Raw genomic sequence first — 25096 nt, 5'->3', positions numbered from 1 at the left:
TGGGATACTTTAAGCAAAGTTTCCAGGGATAAAATAGAAAGAACCATTTCTCCTGATAATCTGGCGTATGTGATCTATACCTCCGGAAGTACGGGCAGTCCTAAAGGGGTTCAGGTTGAACATAAAAGCATCGTCAGTTTATCTACTACTTGTGATTATATCAGTTTAACTGACCAAACAGTCTGGCTGTCCACAGGGTCGATATCCTTTGATGCAACGACCATAGAATACTGGGGAACCTTATTAAACGGAGGAAAATTGGTATTAACAACGACTGATACTCTATTGAACATAACACTTTTCAAAACATTGATCCTGGAGAATAAGATCACCACGTTATGGATGACTGCTTCTTGGTTCCATCAAATCGCAGAGGAAGATGTAAGTGTTTTCCAGTCGTTGAAGTATTTATTGGTGGGCGGAGATACTGTTTTATACAAGTACACAAATAAAGTAAAAGAACTATACCCGGAACTTACGATGGTTAACGGATATGGGCCTACCGAGAATACCACTTTCTCTACATCCCATATTATCGAAATCACAGGCCATACGCTTCCAATTGGTAAACCGATCAAAGACAGTTATGCCTATATATTGGATAAACACATGAATCCAGCTCCTATAGGGGTTGTCGGTGAACTGGTTGTCGGAGGCTCAGGAGTAGCGAGAGGGTATTTGAATAATAAGGAGCTGACCAATGAGAAGTTCGTAGCCAATCCTTTCAAAGCAGGAGATCGTTTATATAAGACCGGTGATTTAGCCAAATGGCTTCCTGACGGGAATATTGAGTTTATAGGCAGGAAGGATGATCAGGTAAAGATACGAGGTTACCGTATTGAGCTGGGTGAGATCGAGAACGCATTGTCAGGATTACCTGGAATCGTTCAATCCTGTGTTTTAGCCAGTGCAGATGAACAGGGTAATAAAAGACTGATCGCTTATGTAGTGATGGAAGGAGGGCTGGACAAGGAAGCCCTGCAATCCCAATTGCAGGAAACTTTGCCGGAATATATGGTTCCGAGATTATGGGTAGAACTCGACGAGATGCCGCTGACCTCCAATGGAAAACTGGATCGGAAGGCATTGCCGGACATAGACTCCTCTGCTTTTTCCACGAAAGCCTACGTTGCGCCAAGGACAGAAACAGAAGAAAGATTAGCTAAGATATGGCAGGAGCTTTTAGGAGTAGAGAAAGTCGGTATATATGACAACTTTTTCGAATTGGGAGGCCATAGTCTATTAGCCGTTAAGTTGATTATTAGTGTTCAAAAAGAATTTGAGATGGAAATCTCAATTCAGGACGTTTTTGAATATAATTGTATTGAGCAGTTAGGCAATTATATTCAATATCTCGCTCTAGAAGTGGAAGACGGAGATTTTGATGATGAAATTTATATTTAAAATAATTAGAGTACAATAAAAATATGGAAGTTTTTGAAATATTAGAAAAAGCAAAGACATTAGGAATATCTGTAAAACTAAAAGAAGGAAGCTTAGTTATAAAATCTGAAAAGAAAAATATAGATGCCGATTTCTTAGGAGTTTTAAAAAACAATAAAGCAAGCATAGTCGACTACTTAAATATTTATAAAAAAAGAAATCGTTCTTCATTTATTACCTCATACGAAGAAATAAAAGTTTACGATCGAAATTTATATGAGCATATTCCATTATCCTTTGGTCAGGAGCGTTTATGGTTCTTAGACGGATTGTATGGGAGTGTGGAATACCATATACCCTTTGCGCTGAAACTTTCGGGTGATTTGGATAAAAAGGCTCTTTTCCTGAGCCTTAAAGAAATTGTTAGCCGTCATGAGGTACTTCGCACAATTATCTATTCAGAAGAAGGGGTGGGCTATCAGAAAGTCCTTCCACCAGATGATTGGGAGCTTTCTTTCAAAGATGTAACTACCGATTCTTTTGTATTGACGGAAGAATTAAAATCTTTTCTGTCAATGCCTTTTGATCTGGGTTCAGATTACATGTTCCGTTCGTGCCTGTATGATCTTGGAGGGAATGAATACGTCCTGGCAGGAGTGTTTCATCATATTGCCAGTGATGGTTGGTCCCAAAATATATTAATTGGTGAGTTCATTCAGCTTTATCGCTCCTATGTCTCTGGTAAAGAATTCAATTTACAGCCATTATCCCTACAGTATGCAGATTACGCGCTGTGGCAGAGAGAACATATAGAAGGTGCTGTTATCGACAAGCAATTATCCTACTGGGAACAGCAACTACAAGAGGTAAGTGTCTTGGAACTAACGAAGGATTATGCACGTCCGGCCGTGAGGAGTGTCTCTGGAGCGACCCTTTCTTTTGCACTGGACAGTGCCCTGAGTGCGGAGGTCAACTCTTTGAGCCGGGAGGAGGGCGTTACCGTTTTCATCACCCTGTTGACTGCCTTTAAAGTCCTGTTGAGCAGATATAGCGGCCAGGAGGATATTTGTGTGGGTACTTCAGTAGCCAACCGTAACCAGAAGGAGCTGGAAAATATGATTGGTTTCTTCGTGAATACCTTGCCTCTCCGTACCCAGGTAAAAGAGGATTCATCTTTCCGCGAGCTTTTACAAGCGGTTAAGCAAACGACCTTGGATGCCTACGTTCACCAGCACGTTCCCTTTGAGAAGATTGTAAATCGTGTCGTTAAAACACGTGATACCCGTGTAAACCCTCTGTTTCAGGTGATGTTTTTGTTGCAGAATGTGTTAGATTCTGAAAATACAGAAATTAAAAAAATAGAAGGACTGAAGTTATCTGGTTACGGAGAACGACAACTGCATACCTCACAATTCGATTTGACGCTAACGGTAAGTGAAACTGCTCAAGGATTTAATGTGGGTATAAACTACTGTACAGATTTATTCAAGGCAGAAACGATCCAAAGGATGTTCGCTGATTATCAAGAGCTATTACAATCGATTGTTAGCTCCCCATCTTCACAGACTGGTAATCTATCGATGCTCACCGGAGAGGAAAAACACCGTCTTTTGAAGGTGTTCAACGATACCGCTGCAGACTACCCGAAAAACAAGACCGTAGTAGATCTTTTTCAAGCACAGGTGGCAAAAACCCCCGAGGCCATAGCCGTAGTTTGTGATAGAGAGAGCTTGACTTACAAAGAATTGGATGAAAAATCGAATCAGCTAGCCTATTATCTCAGGACAGAATGTGAAGTCGTATCGGAAGATATTATTGGTATTTTATTAGATCGCAGCACCTGGTCAATTATTTCAATATTGGGAATTCTAAAATCAGGAGCATGTTATTTACCTATTGATAAGGCATATCCATCCGCTAGGAAAAAATTTATTGTAGAAGATGCCCGGGTTAAACTCTTAATCATCGAATCCGAAAATTTATCTGATGTATCGGATTACGAAGTGCCTGTATTTGCTATTGACACTCAATTCGATCATTTGGCAAATGGTACCGCTAATGCTGAGTACAGCCCGTCGCCAGATGATTTAACTTATATCATTTATACTTCCGGTAGTACAGGACAGCCTAAAGGTGTTATGGTGGAGCACAAGAATCTGCTCAATTACGTATTATATTCTATTGATCGTTACAGAACCGGTAATGATCGTTACAGCTTTCCTCTATTTAGTTCTCTATCCTTTGATTTAACACAGACAAGTATCTACTTAACTTTGCTTACAGGAGGGGCATTATATATTTACAAGGATAATAATGTGAGTGATGTTTTTGCAGATGTAGTTTCAAACGAGTTGATCAATTCTATCAAATTAACTCCAGCTCATTTGTCCTTTTTCAAGGAATTAGATAACTCAAAGATACAGTCTTACATTATAGGGGGTGAACAGTTAACACATTCAGATTTAAAAAATTTAGGAGCCCTGCATCCGTCAGCAAGAGTATTCAATGAATATGGTCCTACTGAAGCTACGATAGGATGTGTTGTTTCTGACGTGACCAACTACGAATCAATTGAAAATATCACCATAGGTCATCCCATCTCAAACACTCAGATTTATATAGTCAATACCCATGGAAATTTAGTGACCGTAGGTGCGGTTGGTGAATTATGCATAGGCGGTGCTCAAGTGACAAGAGGGTACTTGAACCGGAAAGAATTAACCGCTGAGAGATTCGTTCCCAATCCTTTCAAAGAAGGTGATCGTTTGTATAAGACGGGTGATTTAGCCAAATGGCTGCCTGATGGGAATATTGAGTTTTTAGGCAGAAAGGATGACCAGGTCAAGATCAACGGATACCGTATTGAGTTGGGCGAGATCGAGAATGTATTGTCAGGAGTACCGGGAGTCATCCAATCCTGTGTTTTGGCCAAAGAGGACGAACATGACGACAAAAGACTGATTGGCTATGTGGTACTGGATGGAGATCTTGACAAAGAGGCATTACAATCACAATTACAGGAAAGTTTACCTGAATATATGGTTCCGAGGTTGTGGGTACGACTAGACGAAATGCCACTTACTGTCAATGGCAAGATCGATAGAAAAGCATTATCGGATATAGACTCCTCTGTCTTGTCCGCGAAAGCCTATGTTTCTCCACGAACAGCAATCGAAGAAAAATTAGCTGAGATCTGGCAGGAATTGTTGGGAGTTGAAAAGGTAGGTATCTATGACAACTTCTTCGAACTGGGAGGGCAAAGCTTATTATCGATCCGTTTGATAGCAAGGATAAGAAAGCTAGGCTACACGGTGAATATTGGAGATTTTTACACAGATCCTACAATCGCTCAGTTGAGTACGAAATTAACTTCTACTGAAGAAGGATATAAGGTTCCTGAGAATGGTATTGTAAAAGATTGTGAGTATATCACTCCTTCGATGGTAACCCTGGTAGATTTGAGCCAGAATGAACTGGATACCATCATGGACCATGTTCCGGGAGGCGCTGCCAATATTCAGGATATTTATCCACTGTCACCTTTACAGGAAGGTATTTATTTTCACCATCTGATGAGTGATAGAAATAATGGTGATCCTTATGTATTACCTATTTTATTATCTTTCCCATCATCAGACAATCGTTCAGAATTTTTCGATGCCTTGAGGTTTGTTATTAATCGTCATGATGTGTTGCGTACCTGTGTTTTAAGCGATGGACTTTCTAAAACGGTGCAGGTCGTATTGCGGGAGGTGAAATTGAATGTAGAGGAGTTGACTATAGATACCACTCAAGAAATTTTACCACAGGTAGAACAGGCAGTTGAACATAAAAATTTATGGATAGATCTATCAAAAGCACCAATATTACAAACAAAAATAGCCGATGATGTAGCTAATGATTCATATTACGCGGTGATCTATTATCACCATTTGATGACCGACCGTATAGGCAGAGTTAAAATGATAGAGGAGATTGAGCTTTATCTGTCAGGACGTGCAGATTTACTCCCGACTCCCGCTTTATACCGAGATTTTATAGGGCATACCTTGAACAAGGAGAAATTGGAGGAAAGCAAAAAGTACTTTGGTGAACTATTCGGAAAGATTGAATCACCCACTTATCCTTTTAATTTATCAAGCATTAAGATGGATGGCAGTACCAATGTTGTTTCATCAAGAACGATATTGTCCTCTGAATTATGTGATGGTATTAGAAAAATATCAAAAGACCTGCAGATGAGCCCGGCTGTAGTGTTCCATGCGGCCTTTGGCCTTGTTGTGGGAAGATGCAGTGGTGCAGCTTATGCTCTTTTCGGTTCGGTACTTATGGGAAGGTTGCAAGGATCCAAAAGTTCGGAATCTTCTATGGGCTTGTTTCTGAATACCCTGCCTGTGTTATTGGATCTCAAAGGAGATATCCCTTCATACATTGCCCAAACAAATAGCCGTTTACAATCGCTCTTGGATCATGAACATACTCCTTTATCAAACGTTCATAATTGGAGCGGGATTCCCAATGATATCCCGATGTTCAGCGCCTTGTTTAATTATCGCCATCAGACAAAAGATAAATCAGCCTATAGTTTGGATACTCCTTTTGATACAGGGATAAAATCTTTACTAGCTACAGAAAGAACAAATTATCCAATTAATCTAGCAGTAGAAGACTACGGCAATGGTTTTGGTTTAACATTCGATATATCTTCTGTAGGAATTGATCCTTCTGCTATGGTATTCTACATGGAAGAAGCATTGAATGAATTGCTTAATCATATGGATAAGCCATCGCAAATAACAGTTGAGGAATTGTCAATTCTAACGAAACAGGAAACCCATCAATTATTAGAAGTATTCAATAATACCGCTGTAGACTATCCGCAAGACAGAACGCTGGTTGACCTGTTTGAAGAGCAGGCGAAAAACACCCCGGAATCTGTAGCCGTAGTTTATGAGGGCGAGAGTCTGACCTACAGAGAATTAGACGAGCGTTCGAATCAGTTGGCTCATTACCTGATGGATAAAGGAGTATCTGTAGAAGATCTGGTAGGAATCTCTATGGAGCGCAGTCTGGAGGTGATCATCAGTATCCTGGGAATCTTGAAATCAGGAGCAGCTTACGTGCCTATAGACCCCGATTATCCACAATCCCGCATCAATTACATGATAGAGGATTCAAAAGTTAAAGTTTTACTTAGTGCTCATAATTGTGCAAACCTATTCACAAATACTGATCATCTGCATATTATATCTTTGGATAATGAATGGGATAATATAACGGGGAAGTATGCGGTAGAAAAGCCGGAAAGAATAGCTTCACCAAATAACCTGGCCTATGTTATTTATACCTCTGGAAGTACAGGAAGGCCAAAAGGTGTTATGGTAGAGAATAAAAATATATCGAACTTTCTTTACTGTCAAAAAGATTTTTATCAGGTTACTGCTGAAGACCAGTTTTTGTTATTTTTTAGTTTTTCTTTCGATCCGTCAGTAGAACAAATTTTTGTTCCATTGCTCAATGGCGCTACTTTACATATTGTACCCAAAGTTAAATTGCTCAATGTAGAAGAAGTTGTTCAATTACTTGTAGAAAAAAAGATTACGCATTTACACGCAGTGCCGTCGTTTTTAAGAGAGCTACCGTATGTAGAAGGAAATTATTTGAAAAGAATAATCAGTGGAGGAGATGTATTTGACAGAGAAATATATAAGAAATGGGGAAATAAAGGCATAAGAATTATCAATGAATTTGGTCCTACAGAAACAACGATAACATCAAGTGAACACGAGCTGGACGAAGGTACTATGCCATCTGATATTGGCCGGCCAGTAGCCAACACACAGATGTATATCTTGAGCGAAGAAGGGAGATTGTTACCTGTGGGAGCTACAGGAGAATTGTTTATCTCTGGTTCCGGAGTGGCAAGAGGCTATTTGAACAACGAGGAGTTAACCAATGATAGGTTCATTTCCAATCCCTTCAAAGATGGAGAGCGTATGTACAAAACAGGTGATCTTGCCCGTTGGCTGCCTGATGGAAATATTGAGTTTTTAGGAAGGAAAGACAACCAGGTAAAGATAAGGGGATACCGTATTGAGCTGGGCGAGATCGAAAACATATTGTCAGGATTACCGGGAGTAACCCAATCCTGTGTTTTAGCAAAGCAAGACAGTGATGGGAACAGTCGATTGGTGGCTTATGTGGCCAGAGAGAACGGCCTGGACAAGGAAGTGCTGCAATCCCAGTTAGAGGAAAGACTGCCAGAGTATATGGTTCCCCGATTATGGGTAGAACTGGACGAGATGCCGTTAACCTCCAATGGTAAGCTGGACAGGAAGGCATTACCGGATATAGACTCTTCTGCTTTGTCCACCAAAGCCTACGTTGCCCCAAGAACAGAAATAGAAGAACAATTGGCAGCGATATGGCACGAGCTGTTAAAAATTGAAAAGGTGGGGATCCATGATAACTTCTTCGAACTAGGTGGCCATAGTTTATTGGCCACTCGTTTGGTATCCATGATACGAAAGGAGATGGATGTAGAAGTGACGATCCGCGACGTCTTTGCCTATACTACTATAGGGACCTTGGGAGCTTACCTGCTACAACAGGAAAAAGGTATTTTGCTGCCTGAGATTATCAAAGTTGAGGAAAGACCAGCCAGGATACCCTTATCCTTTAGTCAGGAACGTTTATGGTTTTTAGACCGATTGCAGGGGAGTGTGGAATACCATATACCCTTTGCGCTGAGACTTTCGGGTGATTTGGACAAGAACGCTCTTTTCCTGAGCCTTAAAGAAATCGTTACCCGTCATGAAGTACTTCGCACAATTATCTATTCAGAAGAAGGAGTGGGTTATCAGGAGGTCCTTTCACCGGATGAATGGGAACTTTCTTTTAAAAAGATCGCTCATGGCGCTTCCGCATTAACGGAAGAATTAAAAGCGTTTTTATCAGCTCCTTTTGATCTCGATTCAGATTACATGTTCCGTTCGTGCCTGTTTGACTTGGGGAATAATGAGTACGTCCTTGCGGGGGTGTTCCATCATATCGCCAGTGATGGCTGGTCCCAGGGAATATTGATCGGTGAGTTTGTGGAACTGTACCGCTCTTATGTTTCTGGCAGTCAATTAGCCTTATTACCACTGCCTTTGCAGTACATTGATTATGCACTGTGGCAGCGGAAGAATCTGGAAGGCGCTATCATCGAAGATCAGTTATCTTATTGGCAGGACCAATTAGAGGGTGTAGGTACATTACAGTTGCCCACCGATTACAGACGTCCTGCATTGCAGAGTGTCTCGGGAGCGACTCTTTCTTTTGCGCTGGACAGGAGCTTGAGTACAGGAATTAACTCTTTGAGCCGCGAGGAAGGTGTTACTTCTTTCATGACTTTGTTAGCTGCTTTCAACGTCGTATTGAATAAATACAGTGGACAGGAGGATATTTGTGTAGGCACTTCAGTAGCCAACCGTACCCGAAAGGAACTGGAAGGGATGATCGGTTTCTTTGTCAATACTTTGGCTCTCCGTACCCGGATTAAAGGGGATGCATCTTTCCTGGAGTTACTGAAAGAGGTCAGGAAAACGACTTTGGATGGCTACGACCATCAACAGGTTCCTTTTGAGAAGGTCGTAGAACGTGTTACAAGGACACGGGATATGAGTATAACTCCTCTGTTCCAGGTGATGTTTGTTTTACAGAACACACCGGATGCAGTGCAGATAGAGATGGATGGGCTTACCTTGAGCAATTATGAATCACAAGGGCAGGTCACTGCAAAATTTGACATAACAATAACCATAGAGGAGAGTGAGGCTGGTTTTTCTGTGAATATGAACTACTGTACGGATCTGTTTAAAGAAGAAACAATCCAAAGAATGTTCTTCCATTATCAGGAAATCTTACAATCCATTGTTGCATCTCCAGCCATTCAGGTAGGCAATTTATCGATGCTCACCGGACAAGAAAGACACCAGTTACTAGAGGTGTTCAACGATACCGCTGTAGACTACCCGAAAGACAAGACCGTTGTTGACCTTTTTGAAGCGCAGGCGGTAAAAACTCCTGACGCTATAGCAGTGGTTTATGAAGGTGAGAGTCTTACATACAGGGAATTGGACGAGCGTTCCAATCAGCTGGCTCATGACCTTATCAATAAAGGAGTTTCTGCAGAAAATCTGGTGGGTATCTGCATGAACCGCAGCCTGGAGATGATTATCGGTATCCTGGGAATTCTGAAGTCAGGCGGAGCCTATGTTCCTATAGATCCTGATTATCCACAATCCCGTAAGGAGTATATGTTGGAAGATTCAGGGGTTAAGATATTGCTTAGCGATAGCGATTCAGATCAATATAAAGACAACCTGGATGTTATTCTGTTGAATAGTGAATGGGATCGTTTTGATAAAGTATCCAAGGCTAAAATAGAAAGGGTGGCTTCTCCATCCAACCTGGCCTACGTGATCTATACCTCTGGAAGTACTGGAAAACCTAAAGGAGTTGCTGTCACTCATTATAATCTGTCAAATTTCCTTTCGGGAATGGTTGATCGTTTAGAAATGAAAGACTTACAGGTTTTTCTTTCGGTAACAACCTATACATTTGATATTTTCTATCTTGAATTGTTCACTCCATTATTACTGGGAGCAAAAGTGGTAATACTGGATAAACTAAGCATTAGAGATGGGAATAAACTTCAAGGAGCGATAGAAGCTTATCAGCCTGATTTTATGCAAGCGACACCATCTACATGGCAAATGTTGATAGATAATGGTTGGGAAAACAAGGAGAATGTATGCATTTTAACAGGGGGAGAAGCCATCAATGAATCCTTAAAAAATAACCTTACCGATATAAGTACAACAGTATGGAATTTATACGGGCCTACTGAAGCCACTATTTGGGTTACTGCTCAGAAACTAAGAAGTTCACAAAGAGTAACTATTGGTAATGGTATCAATAACATCCATCTGTATGTATTGGATAAAAACGATCATATTTTACCTGTAGGAGTTGCCGGAGAATTGTACATAGGAGGTTCAGGAGTAGCAAGAGGCTATTGGAACAATGAGGAGCTGACCCATGAAAGATTCATTGCCAATCCTTTCAAAGAAGGTGATCGTTTGTATAAGACGGGTGATTTAGCCAAATGGCTCCCTGACGGGAATATTGAGTTTTTAGGCAGGAAGGACAATCAGGTAAAAATAAGAGGTTACCGTATCGAGCTTGGTGAGATCGAGAACACATTGTCCCGATTACAGGGAGTAACACAGTCCTGTGTTTTGGCAAAGCAGGACAATGAAGGGAACAGCCGATTGGTTGCTTATGTAGTCATGGAGACAGAACTGGATAAGGAATTGCTGCAATTACAATTAGGGGAAATCCTGCCAGAGTATATGATTCCCCGATTATGGGTAAAACTGGACGAGATGCCGTTGACCTCCAATGGCAAGCTGGATAGAAAAGCATTGCCGGATATAGACTCTTCTGCATTATCTGCGAAAGACTATGTTGCGCCAAGAACAGAAAAAGAAAAGAGATTGGTTGAGATTTGGCAGGAACTGTTAAAAATTGAAAAGGTCGGCATCCATGATAACTTCTTCGAGTTAGGAGGGCATAGTTTATTGGCATTTAAAATAGTTACTCATATAAATACAATATTTGATACAGATATGAGGATCGCCTTACTTTTTGAATTTCCAACCATTTCCCAGCTAGCAGCTAACATGAATGCAAAAAGCTTATTTGATAATGATATTCTGATTCCCCTACAGAAATCCGGAAATAAAAAAGCGCTGTTTTTAGCACCAGACGGATCAGGAACATGTCATGTCTATGGGGGACTAACTGAATCTCTGGGAAGTAATCAACCTGTATACGGGTTTCATAGTCCTGGTTTAGACGGAGAATCAAAGCTGGCAGAGTCGCTTGAGGAAATGGTAACACGGTTTGTTGATGAAATGCAAAAAGTAGATCCGCATGGGCCTTACCGACTCGGAGGTTATTCATTTGGAGCAATAATAGCTTATCAAATGGCATTACAACTGAAAGAAAAAGGATTTGAAGTTGATGAGTTAATCTTTTTTGACGGAAAACCTGAATCTGAAATAAACGGTAACATCGAAGAAGAAGACAAGGCTTTTAAAAACTTGCTGGAGACCTTAGTTGAATTTTTTAAAGATGGTGATGGGATTGGTTTTGACTTTGATTTTGATAGTGAAAGTTTCAATTCAAATGATTTATTTATTGAAGGTAGTGTAGATGAGCAAATTAATCATATATGTGAAAAATTACGACCAAAGAATGAAAAGGAATTTAAAGGAAGATTGAAAGTAAGATTTAATAACTACCAGTTTAGTCGCTCATACCAATGTATAAATAAAGAGAAATTAAATACAGATATTTCACTATTTAAAGCGATTCATAAGACTGAAGAAATCAACGGAGAACCAGTAATTGTGGATAATATCGGATTTAATTATAACTGGAATCAATATACTCACCAACAAGTAACGGTATATCCAATTCCTGCAAATCACCATAACATTTTAACAAGTAAGAATAATATAAAACAGATTACAGAATTATTAAAAGGATAATATGACAGGCTCTGTCTCAGTGACGTGATAGAGCCTGTTTAAACATTAAACAATAAAAGTTTGTATACTAAGGTTTTGACTAAAAATAATTTAATGAATTGATATTCAGTCAGGATTGCAGTGAGAACAGAAAAGAAGAAAACAGATTTTAAGCCCCTCTCAAAAAGGGGGCATAAAACTGAAAAATGATTTTGTAATCATTATGAATAAATTCAGATGAGGAAGTTTTATGAAACACATTTCATAAAACTTTTTCTTTGCCTTAAAAGGCTGGAAAATGCGGTGCTGGTCCTACAAAAAGTTTAGAGATTAATGTTCGGTTTAACCATTAAGAACAGCATATATTTTATTGAATGGGATATTCATTTTTCAAATAAAAAGTAGTTTTTTTATCTGTTTTGCTTACCAAAGAATATAAAAAAGGACGATTTAAAAAAATCGCCCTTTTTTGTTCTTTAAAAATTATTCTTGGTACTGGTGGGTTGTTTCTCAGCAGGACCAGTAAAAATTTATTTAATAAAAGGTAAATTATATTGTTGTGAGCACGGGAGCATCATTACGCTCATTTTGAATAGATAATGTCTTGATTTCGCTTTCTAGTAAAGAAATGATGCTTTTTTCAAGATCAGGTAAATGCCAATCGCTTACCCCTTTACAAGCAGATTTGTAAAATGAAATATTTTTTAACAGCGTTGCGTAGGCTTCTTCTTTTTTATGATTAAACATTAAATCATTCATGATCTCTTTGTAGTAATCATTTCCCCATTTTTTAATATGCTTTCCTTTAAAAATTGCAGACTCTCTGTGAGGATTTAGCTGTTCTTTCCAGACCAGAAGTTCTATGATTATTTTTTTTAAAACATTGTCATTGGCCAGAACACCATACAGCATATCATCTCTTTTAATTCCAATGTAAACTTTATAACACATTTGCCAAAATCCATTGTAATTAACCTTAAAATTTTCTTCATTAAATTCGATAGTCTCAAACTGATACTCTTTAACAAGCTGATTGATTACCGGATAAAATTCATCACGACTGTAAGCAATTTTGTATCCTGAAGACAAGTTGTATGAAAACGAGGCAATATAGTTGTCTACTCGCAGTGCTTTAAATAAAAAACGAAAAGCCTTGAATTTTTTCAATTGAATGTATCTTTTTGCTAACACCAATAATTTTTTATCAATTATTGTTAAATCCATGCAAAAAAGATTGTCAAACAAAACGCGTGGGCGTACCGTAGCCTCACCTTGTTGAAGATAAACTGACAAGACTGAATTTGGAAAACTGGATAGCCATTCAGTCTTATTTTGGTTATTGTATTTTTTAACGTCATCTGTGAATACAAAAACATCTAAATCTGATAAAGAATCTGAAGATTTTTTACGGTCTAAATGGAAAAATGATCCAAAAGTAACAATAGAGCAGATGTCGGTATTGGACTCACCAAATTTTTTTAATATTTCATCTAAATTATTCATGGTACATAGAATTATTGGAGTGTATAAATATGCCTGTTTTTCAAGGAAAGCATACTTTTTCGTTTAATCTTCAAAGATAAGAAAAAAAATATTTTTGTAAAACTTATACCGTTTGGAGACTCAGAAATATCCGGAATATTTTTTCTTTATTTGGGTTTCATTTGGAGAAAATGTACTATTTCACGAAGTGATGAAAAGAATGTATGGAATGGTGGTTTCTGCTATCGGTTGCTCCAGATCATTTCAGGCATAAAAACCTTTTTAAAAAGTTACATCATCCAAACCTTATTTCTCTATAGCGTAGACTTAAATTGGCTGAGATGATTTATGTAATAAATTGTTTGTTAATTGCTTATACAGATTCAGATTGAAAATAACACAGTTTTTAGTGTTTTAATTAATTTTTTCAAAATAAATTTGTAAATTGCTTTTCGGTTGTTTGTAACTGTATTTGTTTGATAGTCAGCAGGATACGTCAGTTTGTGTTGAGCTAAACAACTTCTGTTACAATACACAATGAGTATTGACAGCATATTGGCAAATAATTAGTCTAATTAAAAATAGCCAATGCCGGAGATTTTTACAATAAATCAAAATTATCGGGAAGAATCACCTACTGATGAGCATTCTTTCAGGAATCTGTTATTGTGAAATTTAAATCCACCCAAAAAGACAGACTTTGTAACAAGGTGTACATTTAAAAACTCATAGTGGAACCCCTTAAAAAGTAGTAATATAAAATTAATAACTGAAAATAAACGAAAAATGGACGCAGAGAAATTAGAATCCTTTAATGGGATTGATATGGTGTATCATGTTGAAAACAAGGGAGTATCACCATTGGATTGGGCAAAGGAAAATCAGGAAGAAGTAAAAACCATTTTAGAAAAGACCGGAATTCTTCTTATCAGAGGTTTTAATGAGGTGAATGAAAATGATTTTGGGGGAATTCTTTCCTTATTGCTGGGAGCGGAGCTTATTGATTATACCTTCAGATCCACCCCACGTACAGAATTGGGAAATAAAATTTTCACAGCTACCGAATACCATCAAACCGAATGGATTCCACAGCATAATGAGAATTCTTACTCCAATAAATGGCCATCTAAAATAGGGTTTTTATGTAAAGTAAAGGCAGATAAGATGGGGAATACTCCTATTTCTGACAGTAGAATTGCCTACAACGAAATCCCGGCAGAAATCAGAGAGGAATTTGAAAGAAAAAAAATTATGTATGTTAGAAACTACTCTAATATTGACCTGCCTTGGGAAGAAGTATTTCAGACTCATGATAAAAATGAAGTAGAAGCTTATTGTAAAGCCAATAACATTTTAGCGGAATGGACTCCCAATGGACTCAGAACAAAACAAATAAATCAGGCTACTCTTGTTCACCCTGTTACCAATGATAAATTATGGTTTAATCAGGCACATCTTTTTCATGTAAGCAATTTAGATAGTGAATTGAGGGAAGACTTAATCGCAATATTAGGGGAAGATAATTTACCTAGAAATACCTACTTTGGTGATGGAAGCCCGATCGATCCTAAAGTATTAGACGTAATAAGAGAAGTCTATGATAAAACTAAGATAAGTTTTGATTGGCAGGAAAACGATTTGTTATTGCTGGACAATATGTTATACACTCACGGTAGAGAACCGTTTGAAGGAAAAAGAAAAGTACTTGTCGGGATGGCAAAAGAATACAGTCTGCCTTTAAACTAAGGATTTCAACCGGGCAATAGATAGAATTCACTTGTATCAGAAAGCGAAAATGTTGATGACCGGAAGAATTTAGATTGATAAAGACCAGCAACTTCTTTACGAGCACTATATTGGTCTATTCAAAAGGCACAGATGGTCAATCTGTACCTTTTGAATAGACCAATATTGATTTTCATTTGTAATGAAAATCAATACAAATACCAAATAGTAAAAGTTTTCCATTGAGTTGGGATATTACATAAAACATGATAAGCTGAAATCGACATAAGAATAATTAATAACGTTTAGTTATCAACCGCTACAGAGTTGAAAGAATATCTATAAAACTATACCCTTTGTTACTATGGGAGTCCATCATTATAAGCAAACTAAAATTGGTCTATTAATGGGCCCTACGAAAATAAACATGCTTAAAATTCTTATATTTGCACCTGTTTTCTAAGACTAAAACCATCGCCTATTTATGAATACATTCCAGGGAAAATATATGAACAGTACTACGACGGCTAAGCCGAAAATTATCGCCATTCCTTTTGCTGGCGGTAATAAATACAGTTTTAATAAAATAGAAAAAGAGATGTCTCCTGGTTTTGAATGGATTACATTAGAGCTGCCAGGAAGAGGGGATCGGTTTACAGAACCCTTACTGGACAATCTCCCTGACATGGTCGACAATCTATTTGTGAAGATACGTCAACATATCATTAAAGGGGAATATCTGCTTTTGGGTCATAGTATGGGATGTCTTCTTGGTTATGAACTTATGAAAAAGCTTCGCGAAAATAATTTGAAATTACCATTATGTACATTTTTTCTTGGAAGAGGGGCGCCGGAGCATAATCGTTTTAAGAATAAGAAATCAGCTCTTCCTCAAGAGTTATTTTGGGACGAGATAAAAAAAATGGGAGGTATGCCCAATGATTTTTTTGACCAAAAAGACTTATTGGAAATCTTCTATCCCATTTTAAAGAACGATTTTAGAGCGATTGAGAATTATAATTATTTTAAAATGGATAAACCTTTTTCAATTCCCATGAATATAATAATGGGAAACGAAGAAATAGGAGAACAAGCAGAAAAGACTTCAATAAAAGAGATGAAAGATTGGGGGAATGAAACAGATGCTGATTGCACTTTTGAAATCCTGGAAGGAAATCATTTTTTCATCCATGAAAAATCAAAGATTATTGCACAAAAAATGATGCAAAGTATCTCTCAAATTGTGTAAGCTGAAAAATTATTCTGAAAATTTTTCTTTTGTCGTTTTTCCGGGATGTCCTTTTTAGAATTTTTACTTTGATAACGACCTAAACAAATCAAATCAGAGAATTTTGTAACGATCATCTTTGTCTTCAATCATGCACAGTTGGATATTACTGATTGACAGGGCAGATTGTGAATATCATGAACAGAAACCGGGACAAATAGATACGCTGAAAACTCCTGCAATAGAACTCTGGGGATAGAGTATAAGAATAGCACATCTAAAGACTGGCTCTTCATTCAAAAATGTATTGTAAAGATCCGCGAAAATCTAATCAAAAACTAAGCCGTGAAAGTTTTTTACCTGATGGGTTTAAATAGGAGTAAAATGACGTTCACACATCTTTCCAGGGTTGTTTCATGAAAGATTGTTGAAGAATAAAAGACTTTTGCACCTTCAAAACCCATACGATGAAAAAGATAAATTTTCGTGAAGAATAAGTAATCACTTCACTAGCGGCTTTGGAAAATTATATTTATATTTGCAGTCGTTTGATTCCATGGTAAAACTTCCCTCTATAACTCTTTAAAATCAAATATATATAAGTAATTTATCAAACTCCTATTTGATTATGAAAAAACTCCAGAATATATTAATTTCTACAAGGACAATGGCGGTTTTGCTTTTGGTCTACGCATTTTCCATGGCCTATGCCACTTTTTTAGAAAACGATTACGGAACCCCTACCGCCAAAGCTTTAATTTATGAAGCAAAATGGTTTGAATTAGTCATGGTTCTGCTTATTCTCAACTTCGTAGGAAATATCGCAAGGTATCGTCTTTGGAAAAGAGAAAAATGGCCTGTTCTGGTATTTCACCTTTCTTTTATCCTTATTTTTGTAGGAGGGGCTATTACAAGATATATCAGCTTTGAAGGAACAATGCACATCAGAGAAGGCGAAACTTCCAATGAAATTGTGACCGACAAGAATTTCTTTAAGATCCAGGTCGAAGAGAAAGGAGACGTTCTCAATTATCAGGATGTTCCTTATCTGATGTCTCCACTGCATAAAGATTTTAAAGCAACCTATGATTTCCACGGAAAGGAAGTAAAGGTGTTTACAAAAGACTACATCCAGAGAAAAAAAGACAGCTTAATTGCTGAGCCCAATGGGGCTGAATATCTTCATCTGGTTTCTACAGGAAGTACAGGAAGACAGAATATCTACATCAAACCGGGAGAAACAAAATCTATTAACGGAACTTTGGTAACATTCAACAGAGCCATTGACGGTGCTGTAGAATTTAAAAAAGAAGACGGGAAAATATTGATCAAAACACCTGTTGATGCAGCCTTTATGACCATGGCAACCCAGGCTACAGGAAGTACCAAGAAAGATGAATTCCAGCCTTTGGTACTGAGAAGCTTATATACAATTAATGAATTGAAACTGGTTGTTCCTGAAGGCCTTAAAAAAGGAAGACTGATGGCGTATGAGGGAGACAGAAAGAAAGATGCTATGGTACCTGACATGCTTAGAATCGAGCTTCAGGGACCTAAAACGAAGCAATTGGTTGATCTTTCCGTAGAAAAAGGAAATCCAAACGCATTCAAGCAGGTAACCATGGACGGACTGAACATTATGGTGGGTTTCGGGCCTAAAGTCTATAATACGCCTTTCGCTTTGAAACTTCATGATTTCGTTATGGAAACCTATCCGGGAAGTAACTCTCCAAGTGCTTATGAAAGCCACGTGAAAATCATTGAAGAAGGAAAAGAAACTCCATATAAAATTTACATGAACCACGTTCTTAACCATAAAGGCTACCGTTTCTTCCAGTCAAGTTTTGATCCGGACAGAATGGGGACTGTACTTTCTGTAAACCACGATTTCTGGGGAACGCTTATTACTTATATCGGATACGCATTTCTGTTCTCAGGAATGTTTGTGATCTTCTTCTGGAAAGGAACTCATTTCTGGAAACTTAACCAGCAACTGAAAAAAATGAGCCAAAAGAAAATGGTTGTTATCGTAGCATTACTTCTTTCTTTGGGATTGAATGCTCAAAAAATTGAAACCCACGGTACTTCCGACGGATCGTCGAAAACACCAATCAGTACAACAGCAGGAGATCAAAACCAACATCGTCATGCTGATGGAACCGTGCACACCACGGCAGAGCACGAAAAAGCAATGCAAAGTGCAAATTCAGGTTCTGAACAGAATTCGGTGGCAAAATCTTTCAATAAAATACGAACGATTTCTGCTGATGAAGCCATTGCAAAAACCAAAATTTCTAAGGAGCATGCCGAGAAGTTTTCTTATTTGTTGGTTCAGAATTATGAAGGAAGAATTGTTCCTATGAGTACGCAAGCGCTTGATGTTTTAAGAAAACTTTATAAAAGCGATACCTTCAAAGGCTCGGACGGAAAATATTTAACGGCAGACCAGTGGTTTCTATCTATAAACACGGATACGCCTAGCTGGACAATGGTTCCGATGATCAAAATTATTAATGGTGGCGATATACTGAAGAAAAAAGTAAAAGCGAACGAAGATGACTACACTTCTTTAATGAATATGTTCCCTGTAGATGAAAATGGACAGCTACATTACGTTTTGGAAGAAGATTACAATATAGCTTTCCGTAAAAAACCTGCAGAACAGTCAAAATATGATTTGGCAGTAATCGATCTGAACGATCGTGTTCAGGCCTTTAACGAATTCTTTAGCGGTCAGTTTATGAGGATTGTCCCTGTTAAAAACGATCCGAATTCTACTTGGCACTCTTGGCTGGGTCAGAATTTTGAACCGGATCCGGAAAGTCAGGCCGTTATGGGACCGTATTTTTCAGCAGTTTTGGAAGCCCAGAAAGATGGAAATTGGGCTAAAGCAGATGCAGAACTTCAAAAGCTGTCAGACTATCAGCAAAAATGGGGAAAAAATGTAGTTCCATCGAAAACAAAAGTGGAACTGGAGGTATTTATGAATAAAGTAAATATCAATTTTAAACTTTTGATTTTCTATACCTTAGTAGGTGGTTTAATTCTATTGTTTGGCTTCATCGAGCTTTTCAAACCCAATAAAATATTAAATAAAATCATCAAGGTACTGATCGTTATTGGCTGCGTTGGATATTTTTTCCAGTTTTTAGGATTAATTGGAAGATGGTATATCTCCGGCCATGCACCTTGGAGTAATGGTTATGAAGCGATCATCTTTATATCCTGGGTAGGAATTACAGCAGGTTTGGCACTTTACAGAAATTCTAATGCACTGATTCCTGCAGCAGGATTTACGGTGGCAGTGATGATGATGGGATTTGCTCACGGGGGTTCTGCGCTAGATCCGCAAATTACACCGCTGGTTCCGGTTCTGAAATCATATTGGTTGATTATTCACGTTGCCATCATCGCTTCCAGTTATGGAATCTTGGGATTATCTTTTGTCATTGCCATTATTTGTTTGCTATTTTACATTGTTGCAGGGAAAAAATCTTTCAAACTGCACAACGATCATACCTTAAAAGAACTTACCATCGTTTCGGAAATGGCATTAACGATAGGGCTTTACGCTCTGACTATAGGAATGTTTATGGGGGGTATTTGGGCTAACGAATCTTGGGGAAGATATTGGAGCTGGGATCCAAAGGAAACCTGGGCTTTTATTTCGGTAATGGTTTATGCCTTTGTACTGCATATGCGTTTGGTTCCGGGATTAAGAAGCCGATGGGCATTTCACGTAGCTTCCATGTTGGCTATTTCTAGTATTGTAATGACTTATTTTGGGGTCAACTATTACTTAAGTGGTTTACATTCTTATGCAGCAGGAGATCCGGTTCCGGTTCCGCTATGGGTTTATCTTGGTTTGGCTTTTATGTTCATACTTTCCGCGGTATCTTACTTTAAGTTTAAATTTTTAAAAAAAACCGCAAAAATTACAAATTAATTTAATTACAAAAATTCACAGATCATCCGAATTGGATGGATCAACAGATAAAAAAGAATCCGTCTCACAACCAATTTGTGAGACGGATTCTTTTATTTAGATTCTATTACCACATTGATCTTCAAACTCTTTTACTGAGGATTTCGTTCGTTTAAGTCAAATTATTAACAGATCAACAGAGGTTACAGATCCTTTATGTGAAAGGGAAAAGAAGATGATGAAACTTTACAAACTGCTATTATGAGCTGTTTAATTTTAGTTTCCATTGATGTCATCATACAATTGATCCACTACTTTTTCTAAAATTTCTCCTGTTTCATGAAAGCTGGTGTTGGTCAATATGGATATTCCTATATTTTGTTCAGGATAAATTACAAACCAGTTCTGCATTCCGTAGATCCCTCCGTGATGTCTGTATAGTAATTCATTATCCTTTTCTATGATGTACCAATGATACCCTTCCCAAAAATCAGAACCTTCTTTGTATAATTTTGTATGAGATTCATTGACAATAGGATTCGACTTGTCTAGTTGCAGTTTCATATATTTCACCAGATCCGTAGTGGTAGAGTGCAATCCTGAAATGCCACCCCATAACCTTCTGTTGAAGTTGGGCATTACCTCATTTTTATCATTATAGCCTTTTACCAGTCTTGTTCTGTCATGTTCATTGAGGGTGAACTTAGTTTGATTCATAGTATTGGGTTTCAACACAAATTCAATGACCAATTCCTCAAAAGATTTTTGATACACTTTTTCAAGGATGTACGCGGTCAGCTCCGGAGCCGTATTTGAATAGGAATAGACTTCTCCGGGCTTCGTTTCAATGTTGATGAGTTTTAATCCTTCCAAAAATGCCTTTTTATTTTCACTTTTTATAGGGAAGTTCGGAAATCCACTGGTATGGGTGATGAGGTGTTTGATTTTTATCGGTTCACCTTTAAATGCTAAATTGGGATAAGATTCGTCAAGATAGATTCTGATATCATCCTCTAAATGTATTTTTTGATCAAGTACGGCTTTAGCAGCGATGTAACCGGTAAAGGTTTTCGTGACAGAAGCTAGTTCATAAAGGGTAGAATCGTTGGGTTTGTTTCCTTTTCCAATCGTTAATTCTCCAAAATGTTTGATGGTGGATGTTCCATCTTTAAGCACGGCAATGGAAACCGAATGAAATCTTTTGTCCTCTAATAACTGAAGCGCATTTTTTGTAATGGCATCTTCAACATTTTGTGTATGGATTGGGTGAATACTTTTACACCCAAGTAAGGCAAAAAATAAAATAGGAGTTACATATTTCATGGTCAGAATTTTAATTTGATATTGATAATCTGATGCAAATATGCTGTGGAGAATCCTGAAAAAAGTCCGTATAAAAAAGTCGGACTCATTTTTTGGATTAAAATGAGTCCGATTATCTGAAAACCAAAGTTCGATTATTTACAATGGGTTAATTGTCAGTTATTTCTGAATGCTGTTGGCGTTGTGTTCGTGTATTTTTTAAAAGAGGTATGAAAAGAAGATTTTGAATTGAAACCCACTTCATATAATATTTCTAATACTGTATATTCTTTTTTCGTGGGATCTTTCAGCATAGTCATTGCTTTTTTAACGCGGTATTCATTCACAAAATCAAAAAAATGCTGATTGAGGTGATGGTTAATTAAGACAGACAACTCACGAACAGGAATATTCACCTGATCTGCCAGTTCCTGAATCGTTAATGAAGGTTCTAAGAAAGGTTCTTTTTCAACCATGAATTTTTTAAGCTGTTCGATCTGAAAACTTTTTGTTTCGTCGGTTGTATTTTCAGTTTCCAGCGTTTCGGCAAAATCTTTTGTCGGTTGTAAGGTAGAATCAATTCTGCGAAAAAGCTCAGGATAATGTAATGCCTTTAAGATAAACCAGCAGGCCGCCAATAAAAAGGAAGTGCCTGCCAGAATATGCAGCCAGATAAACAGATCGTTGTATGCGGTATATCGTATGATATTTTTAAAAATAATACAGACATGGATGAATAAGAAAATGAGGGTAAGCTGAAACAGCCATTTGTACAGCAAAGTGTTGGGATTCGTATAGTTTTCAAGATAAATCTTCTTGTATCTTTTGAGTATCATGAATACGGCAATGATATAAAAGAAAAACTGCAGTTCTCCGATGAGCTGATACACAAACATTTCAGGAGAGTTCCACATCGTTGTAAAGAACTGTTCTTTAGCGGCACCTTCTGCCAGATAAAGCCTTGGAACTAAAATTAAGTTGACCACAATGAAAGGAATAAGATGCAGTAAATGCTTTCTTTTTAAGGTGAAATCTGAATAACAAACGGCATTCACATACAGATAGAAAAGAGGCATGACCAATAAATACGCAGATATTTTGAAAGCCTTCAGATTATAGCTATCCACAAAAAGATGCATAAAAATTCCGCTGATATCAATGGCATTAATGATAAGGAATGCTGCAAATAATCTGTTTTCCAGTTTTCTTTCTGTTTTTACCGTTAATAAAAATACGGCAAGCAGCAGCGATACAAAAACAGCCATCGCAGCAATAACTTCCAGAAAACTTAATTTGTCCATTAGTTTTTTTACAAAAATAGGATATAAGTGATAAAGAGAAATGATTGGTAGTAATCATTTTTCAAATATTGTGCTGTGGTGTGGAAAGTCTTCTGGCTTTGAGGTGGTAAATAAGGTTATTTCTTTAAACTTGTTTCAAAGTCAAGATACTTCGGAGAGTAGTTTTTTCCTTTGTTTGATTGAAACGAAAACTCTGAAGTTAACAGATCTACTAGATTGAGTAAATTTTTCAAATATTGTCTGTTTTATTTAAAATAATCTTAATTGTTGTTCAAATTTTGGATGAAAAGTTCCAATAATCATAAATGGATTTCTCCCTGTAAGATGATGGAGCTGTGATGTTCCAAGAAAAAGATGTAAGTCTTTAGTTTTAGCAAAATCATTAAGATATTTATTTTTAACATCTTCAACAGCCTTTGACTCACTTCCTTCATGCCTTGCGAGGCAATTCCAAAAAAGTTGACCAATTTCCCAGTCTTCTATCATCATTTTACTTTGTTTTCCTTTAGAATCTCGTAAAATGTAAGAAAATTTATAAGGGAGTTTTCTTACAACTTCAAATAAGTCTTCATCTTCTTGTGCAAATAGATTACTACTTCTCTCTTGTTTAAGTTTCTCAAGCTTTTTTTTATCCCAATCTCTTTCAACTTCTTCTATTGTGAAATCTATAATTTCTGTTGGTTTAAATACAGCTAATGATGTCATAGTATCTCTATCTTTTGCTTCAGCTATTAATTCATCTATATCATAATAGATTTTATTTTTGAAAACAATTTCTTTACGCAAAAGCCAATTACTTTTGGTGTCTACATGCTCAAGTATTTTTATTTCTGTATCGTATGATACAGGTCTATAACTTTCATTTCTGAAATCACTTGTGTTTTTAACTAGATCTATTTCGATCCAATCATATTTTTTATATTGTTCTCCAAATGATTTTTTTCTAAATTGAATGGGAAATATTCTGATCCAAGTTCCATCTTCTAAAAATCCAGCTGTACATACAAGTTCATCATATTTTACAGAAATTGCAGGATATGTCTTTACTGCAATTAGAACTTTTGTTTTGGCCATTATTAAATATGTTTTACTTCATAAGAAAAAATAGGATTTAAAGAAAGAGCTTCTGCTAAATGAGTTCTATGGCATTGACAAATGTCTGCCTCAAAGCAAGTTAATGCAATTCTTTTTTTCTCTATTAATAAATTTAGTATTTTATTTTGAATATCAATAGTCTTAGTTAGATTATTTTGTTTATATTTTTCGAATAATTTATTATAATCTTCTTGAGTGTTTAATTCCTGTCTGTCTTCAGATTCAATACCAACTTCTGGAAAATGAACATATTCGATATCCAGAGCATTACAAAATTTTGAAAGTGATGTTTTACTAAACCCGTATTTCATGCTTAATGGATTTCGTCTGACATCAACCAAAATTTTAACATCATTTTTAATTAATCGAATTAAATATTCTTCAAGAGAAATACCTTCATATCCAATTGTATATAATATGGTTTTATCATTATTAGGAATAGCATTTAGAACCCTCTGATAGAATTTTTCATCAAGTATTTTTTTGGCAACAATACTTTTAATAGCCCACAAAGGATAATTAATATACGTATGTTTCATTAAAGAATTATTACTCATCATTCCATAAGTTTCTTTTAATTCTAACATTCTTTTCTTATCTAAGGGCTTTAAAACATTTAAATAGTCAATATCCTCGGTTATTCTATATAATGAATCTAAATCTTCTAAAAGATCTTTTTTACACAAAGCATTTAAATCCGCATTTGCTGAAAAAGAAAAACATCCGTATTTATAAGGTACGAAATCATATTCTGGATTTTGCTTATGTTGCATGAAGAGAAATAAAAGTTTTTGTAAACTAATTTTTTCCAACTCATTTCCAAAAACTTGGATCAACGATAATAGTATCTTTCTTCTGTAAAACATTTTGCAAAGGTACAAAAATTACCACCGTTACTTTCTGACCCCAATGTTAATTCGTATAATGTAAATTAATCGAAAATACTATTTGATGATAACTGGTTTTTCGAATAATATAATTCTAAGACTTATAGTTTTAATGTTCCTTATTCTTATTAGCCTATTCAGTTTTGTTTGACAAAAAACATGAAATTAAAATGATATTTAGTTCTTAT

The 25096-nt window shown here is 36.8% G+C and carries 11 protein-coding genes; 6 read left to right on the top strand and 5 right to left on the bottom strand.

The annotated features are described in order from the left end of the window. Together BUC06_RS19485 and BUC06_RS19480 are read left to right on the top strand one after the other, a co-directional pair. The coding region (locus BUC06_RS19485; protein ID WP_139263402.1) for a non-ribosomal peptide synthetase at positions 1 to 1404 on the top strand (1404 nt) is incomplete at its 5' end. A 23-nt stretch (positions 1405 to 1427) separates the two neighbouring features. Next, positions 1428 to 11984, top strand: coding sequence for a non-ribosomal peptide synthetase (locus BUC06_RS19480; RefSeq protein WP_073335671.1), 10557 nt, complete (start codon positions 1428 to 1430; stop codon positions 11982 to 11984). A gap of 528 nt (positions 11985 to 12512) precedes the next feature. Here BUC06_RS19480 and BUC06_RS19475 read toward each other — a convergent pair. After that, on the bottom strand, positions 12513 to 13466 hold the full coding sequence (locus BUC06_RS19475; RefSeq protein ID WP_073335670.1) for an aminoglycoside 6-adenylyltransferase: 954 nt from the start codon (positions 13464 to 13466) through the stop codon (positions 12513 to 12515). Between the two features lie 112 nt (positions 13467 to 13578). Between BUC06_RS19475 and BUC06_RS23915 the strand changes: the two genes are divergently transcribed. The 4 genes from BUC06_RS23915 to ccsA all read left to right on the top strand — a co-directional run bounded on the left by BUC06_RS23915 (position 13579) and on the right by ccsA (position 20344). Continuing rightward, positions 13579 to 13719: a hypothetical protein gene (locus BUC06_RS23915; RefSeq protein WP_167367439.1), complete on the top strand. Its 141-nt coding sequence runs from the start codon at positions 13579 to 13581 to the stop codon at positions 13717 to 13719. 512 nt (positions 13720 to 14231) lie between these two features. Continuing rightward, the gene (locus BUC06_RS19470; RefSeq protein ID WP_073335669.1) at positions 14232 to 15191 is read left to right on the top strand and encodes a TauD/TfdA family dioxygenase; all 960 of its coding nucleotides are present in this window, start codon (positions 14232 to 14234) and stop codon (positions 15189 to 15191) included. Positions 15192 to 15654: 463 nt separating this feature from the next. Continuing rightward, a complete protein-coding gene (locus BUC06_RS19465) occupies positions 15655 to 16419 on the top strand; it encodes a thioesterase II family protein (protein WP_073335668.1) in 765 nt (254 codons plus the stop codon). Positions 16420 to 17026: 607 nt separating this feature from the next. After that, entirely contained in the window at positions 17027 to 20344 is a 3318-nt protein-coding gene (gene ccsA / locus BUC06_RS19460) for a cytochrome c biogenesis protein CcsA (RefSeq protein ID WP_073335667.1), read from the top strand. A gap of 255 nt (positions 20345 to 20599) precedes the next feature. Here ccsA and BUC06_RS19455 read toward each other — a convergent pair whose 3' ends face one another. The 4 genes from BUC06_RS19455 to BUC06_RS19435 form a co-directional block, all read right to left on the bottom strand. Beyond that, positions 20600 to 21646 carry a serine hydrolase domain-containing protein gene (locus tag BUC06_RS19455; RefSeq protein ID WP_073335666.1) on the bottom strand — a complete coding sequence of 349 codons (1047 nt, stop codon included), beginning with the start codon at positions 21644 to 21646 and terminating at the stop codon, positions 20600 to 20602. Positions 21647 to 21801: 155 nt separating this feature from the next. After that, on the bottom strand, positions 21802 to 22926 hold the full coding sequence (locus BUC06_RS19450; RefSeq protein WP_073335665.1) for a helix-turn-helix domain-containing protein: 1125 nt from the start codon (positions 22924 to 22926) through the stop codon (positions 21802 to 21804). Between the two features lie 249 nt (positions 22927 to 23175). Next, positions 23176 to 24000 (bottom strand): hypothetical protein, encoded by an 825-nt coding sequence (locus BUC06_RS19440; RefSeq protein WP_073335663.1) that lies wholly within the window; start codon positions 23998 to 24000, stop codon positions 23176 to 23178. Positions 24001 to 24002: 2 nt separating this feature from the next. Further along, complete coding sequence (locus tag BUC06_RS19435) at positions 24003 to 24794, bottom strand: DUF488 domain-containing protein (RefSeq protein WP_228423845.1); 792 nt, start codon at positions 24792 to 24794, stop codon at positions 24003 to 24005. Between the last annotated feature and the right edge of the window lie 302 nt (positions 24795 to 25096).

The organism is Chryseobacterium carnipullorum, assembly GCF_900142785.1.
Classification (GTDB): domain Bacteria; phylum Bacteroidota; class Bacteroidia; order Flavobacteriales; family Weeksellaceae; genus Chryseobacterium; species Chryseobacterium carnipullorum.
This window is presented reverse-complemented; position numbering and strand designations above follow the sequence as displayed.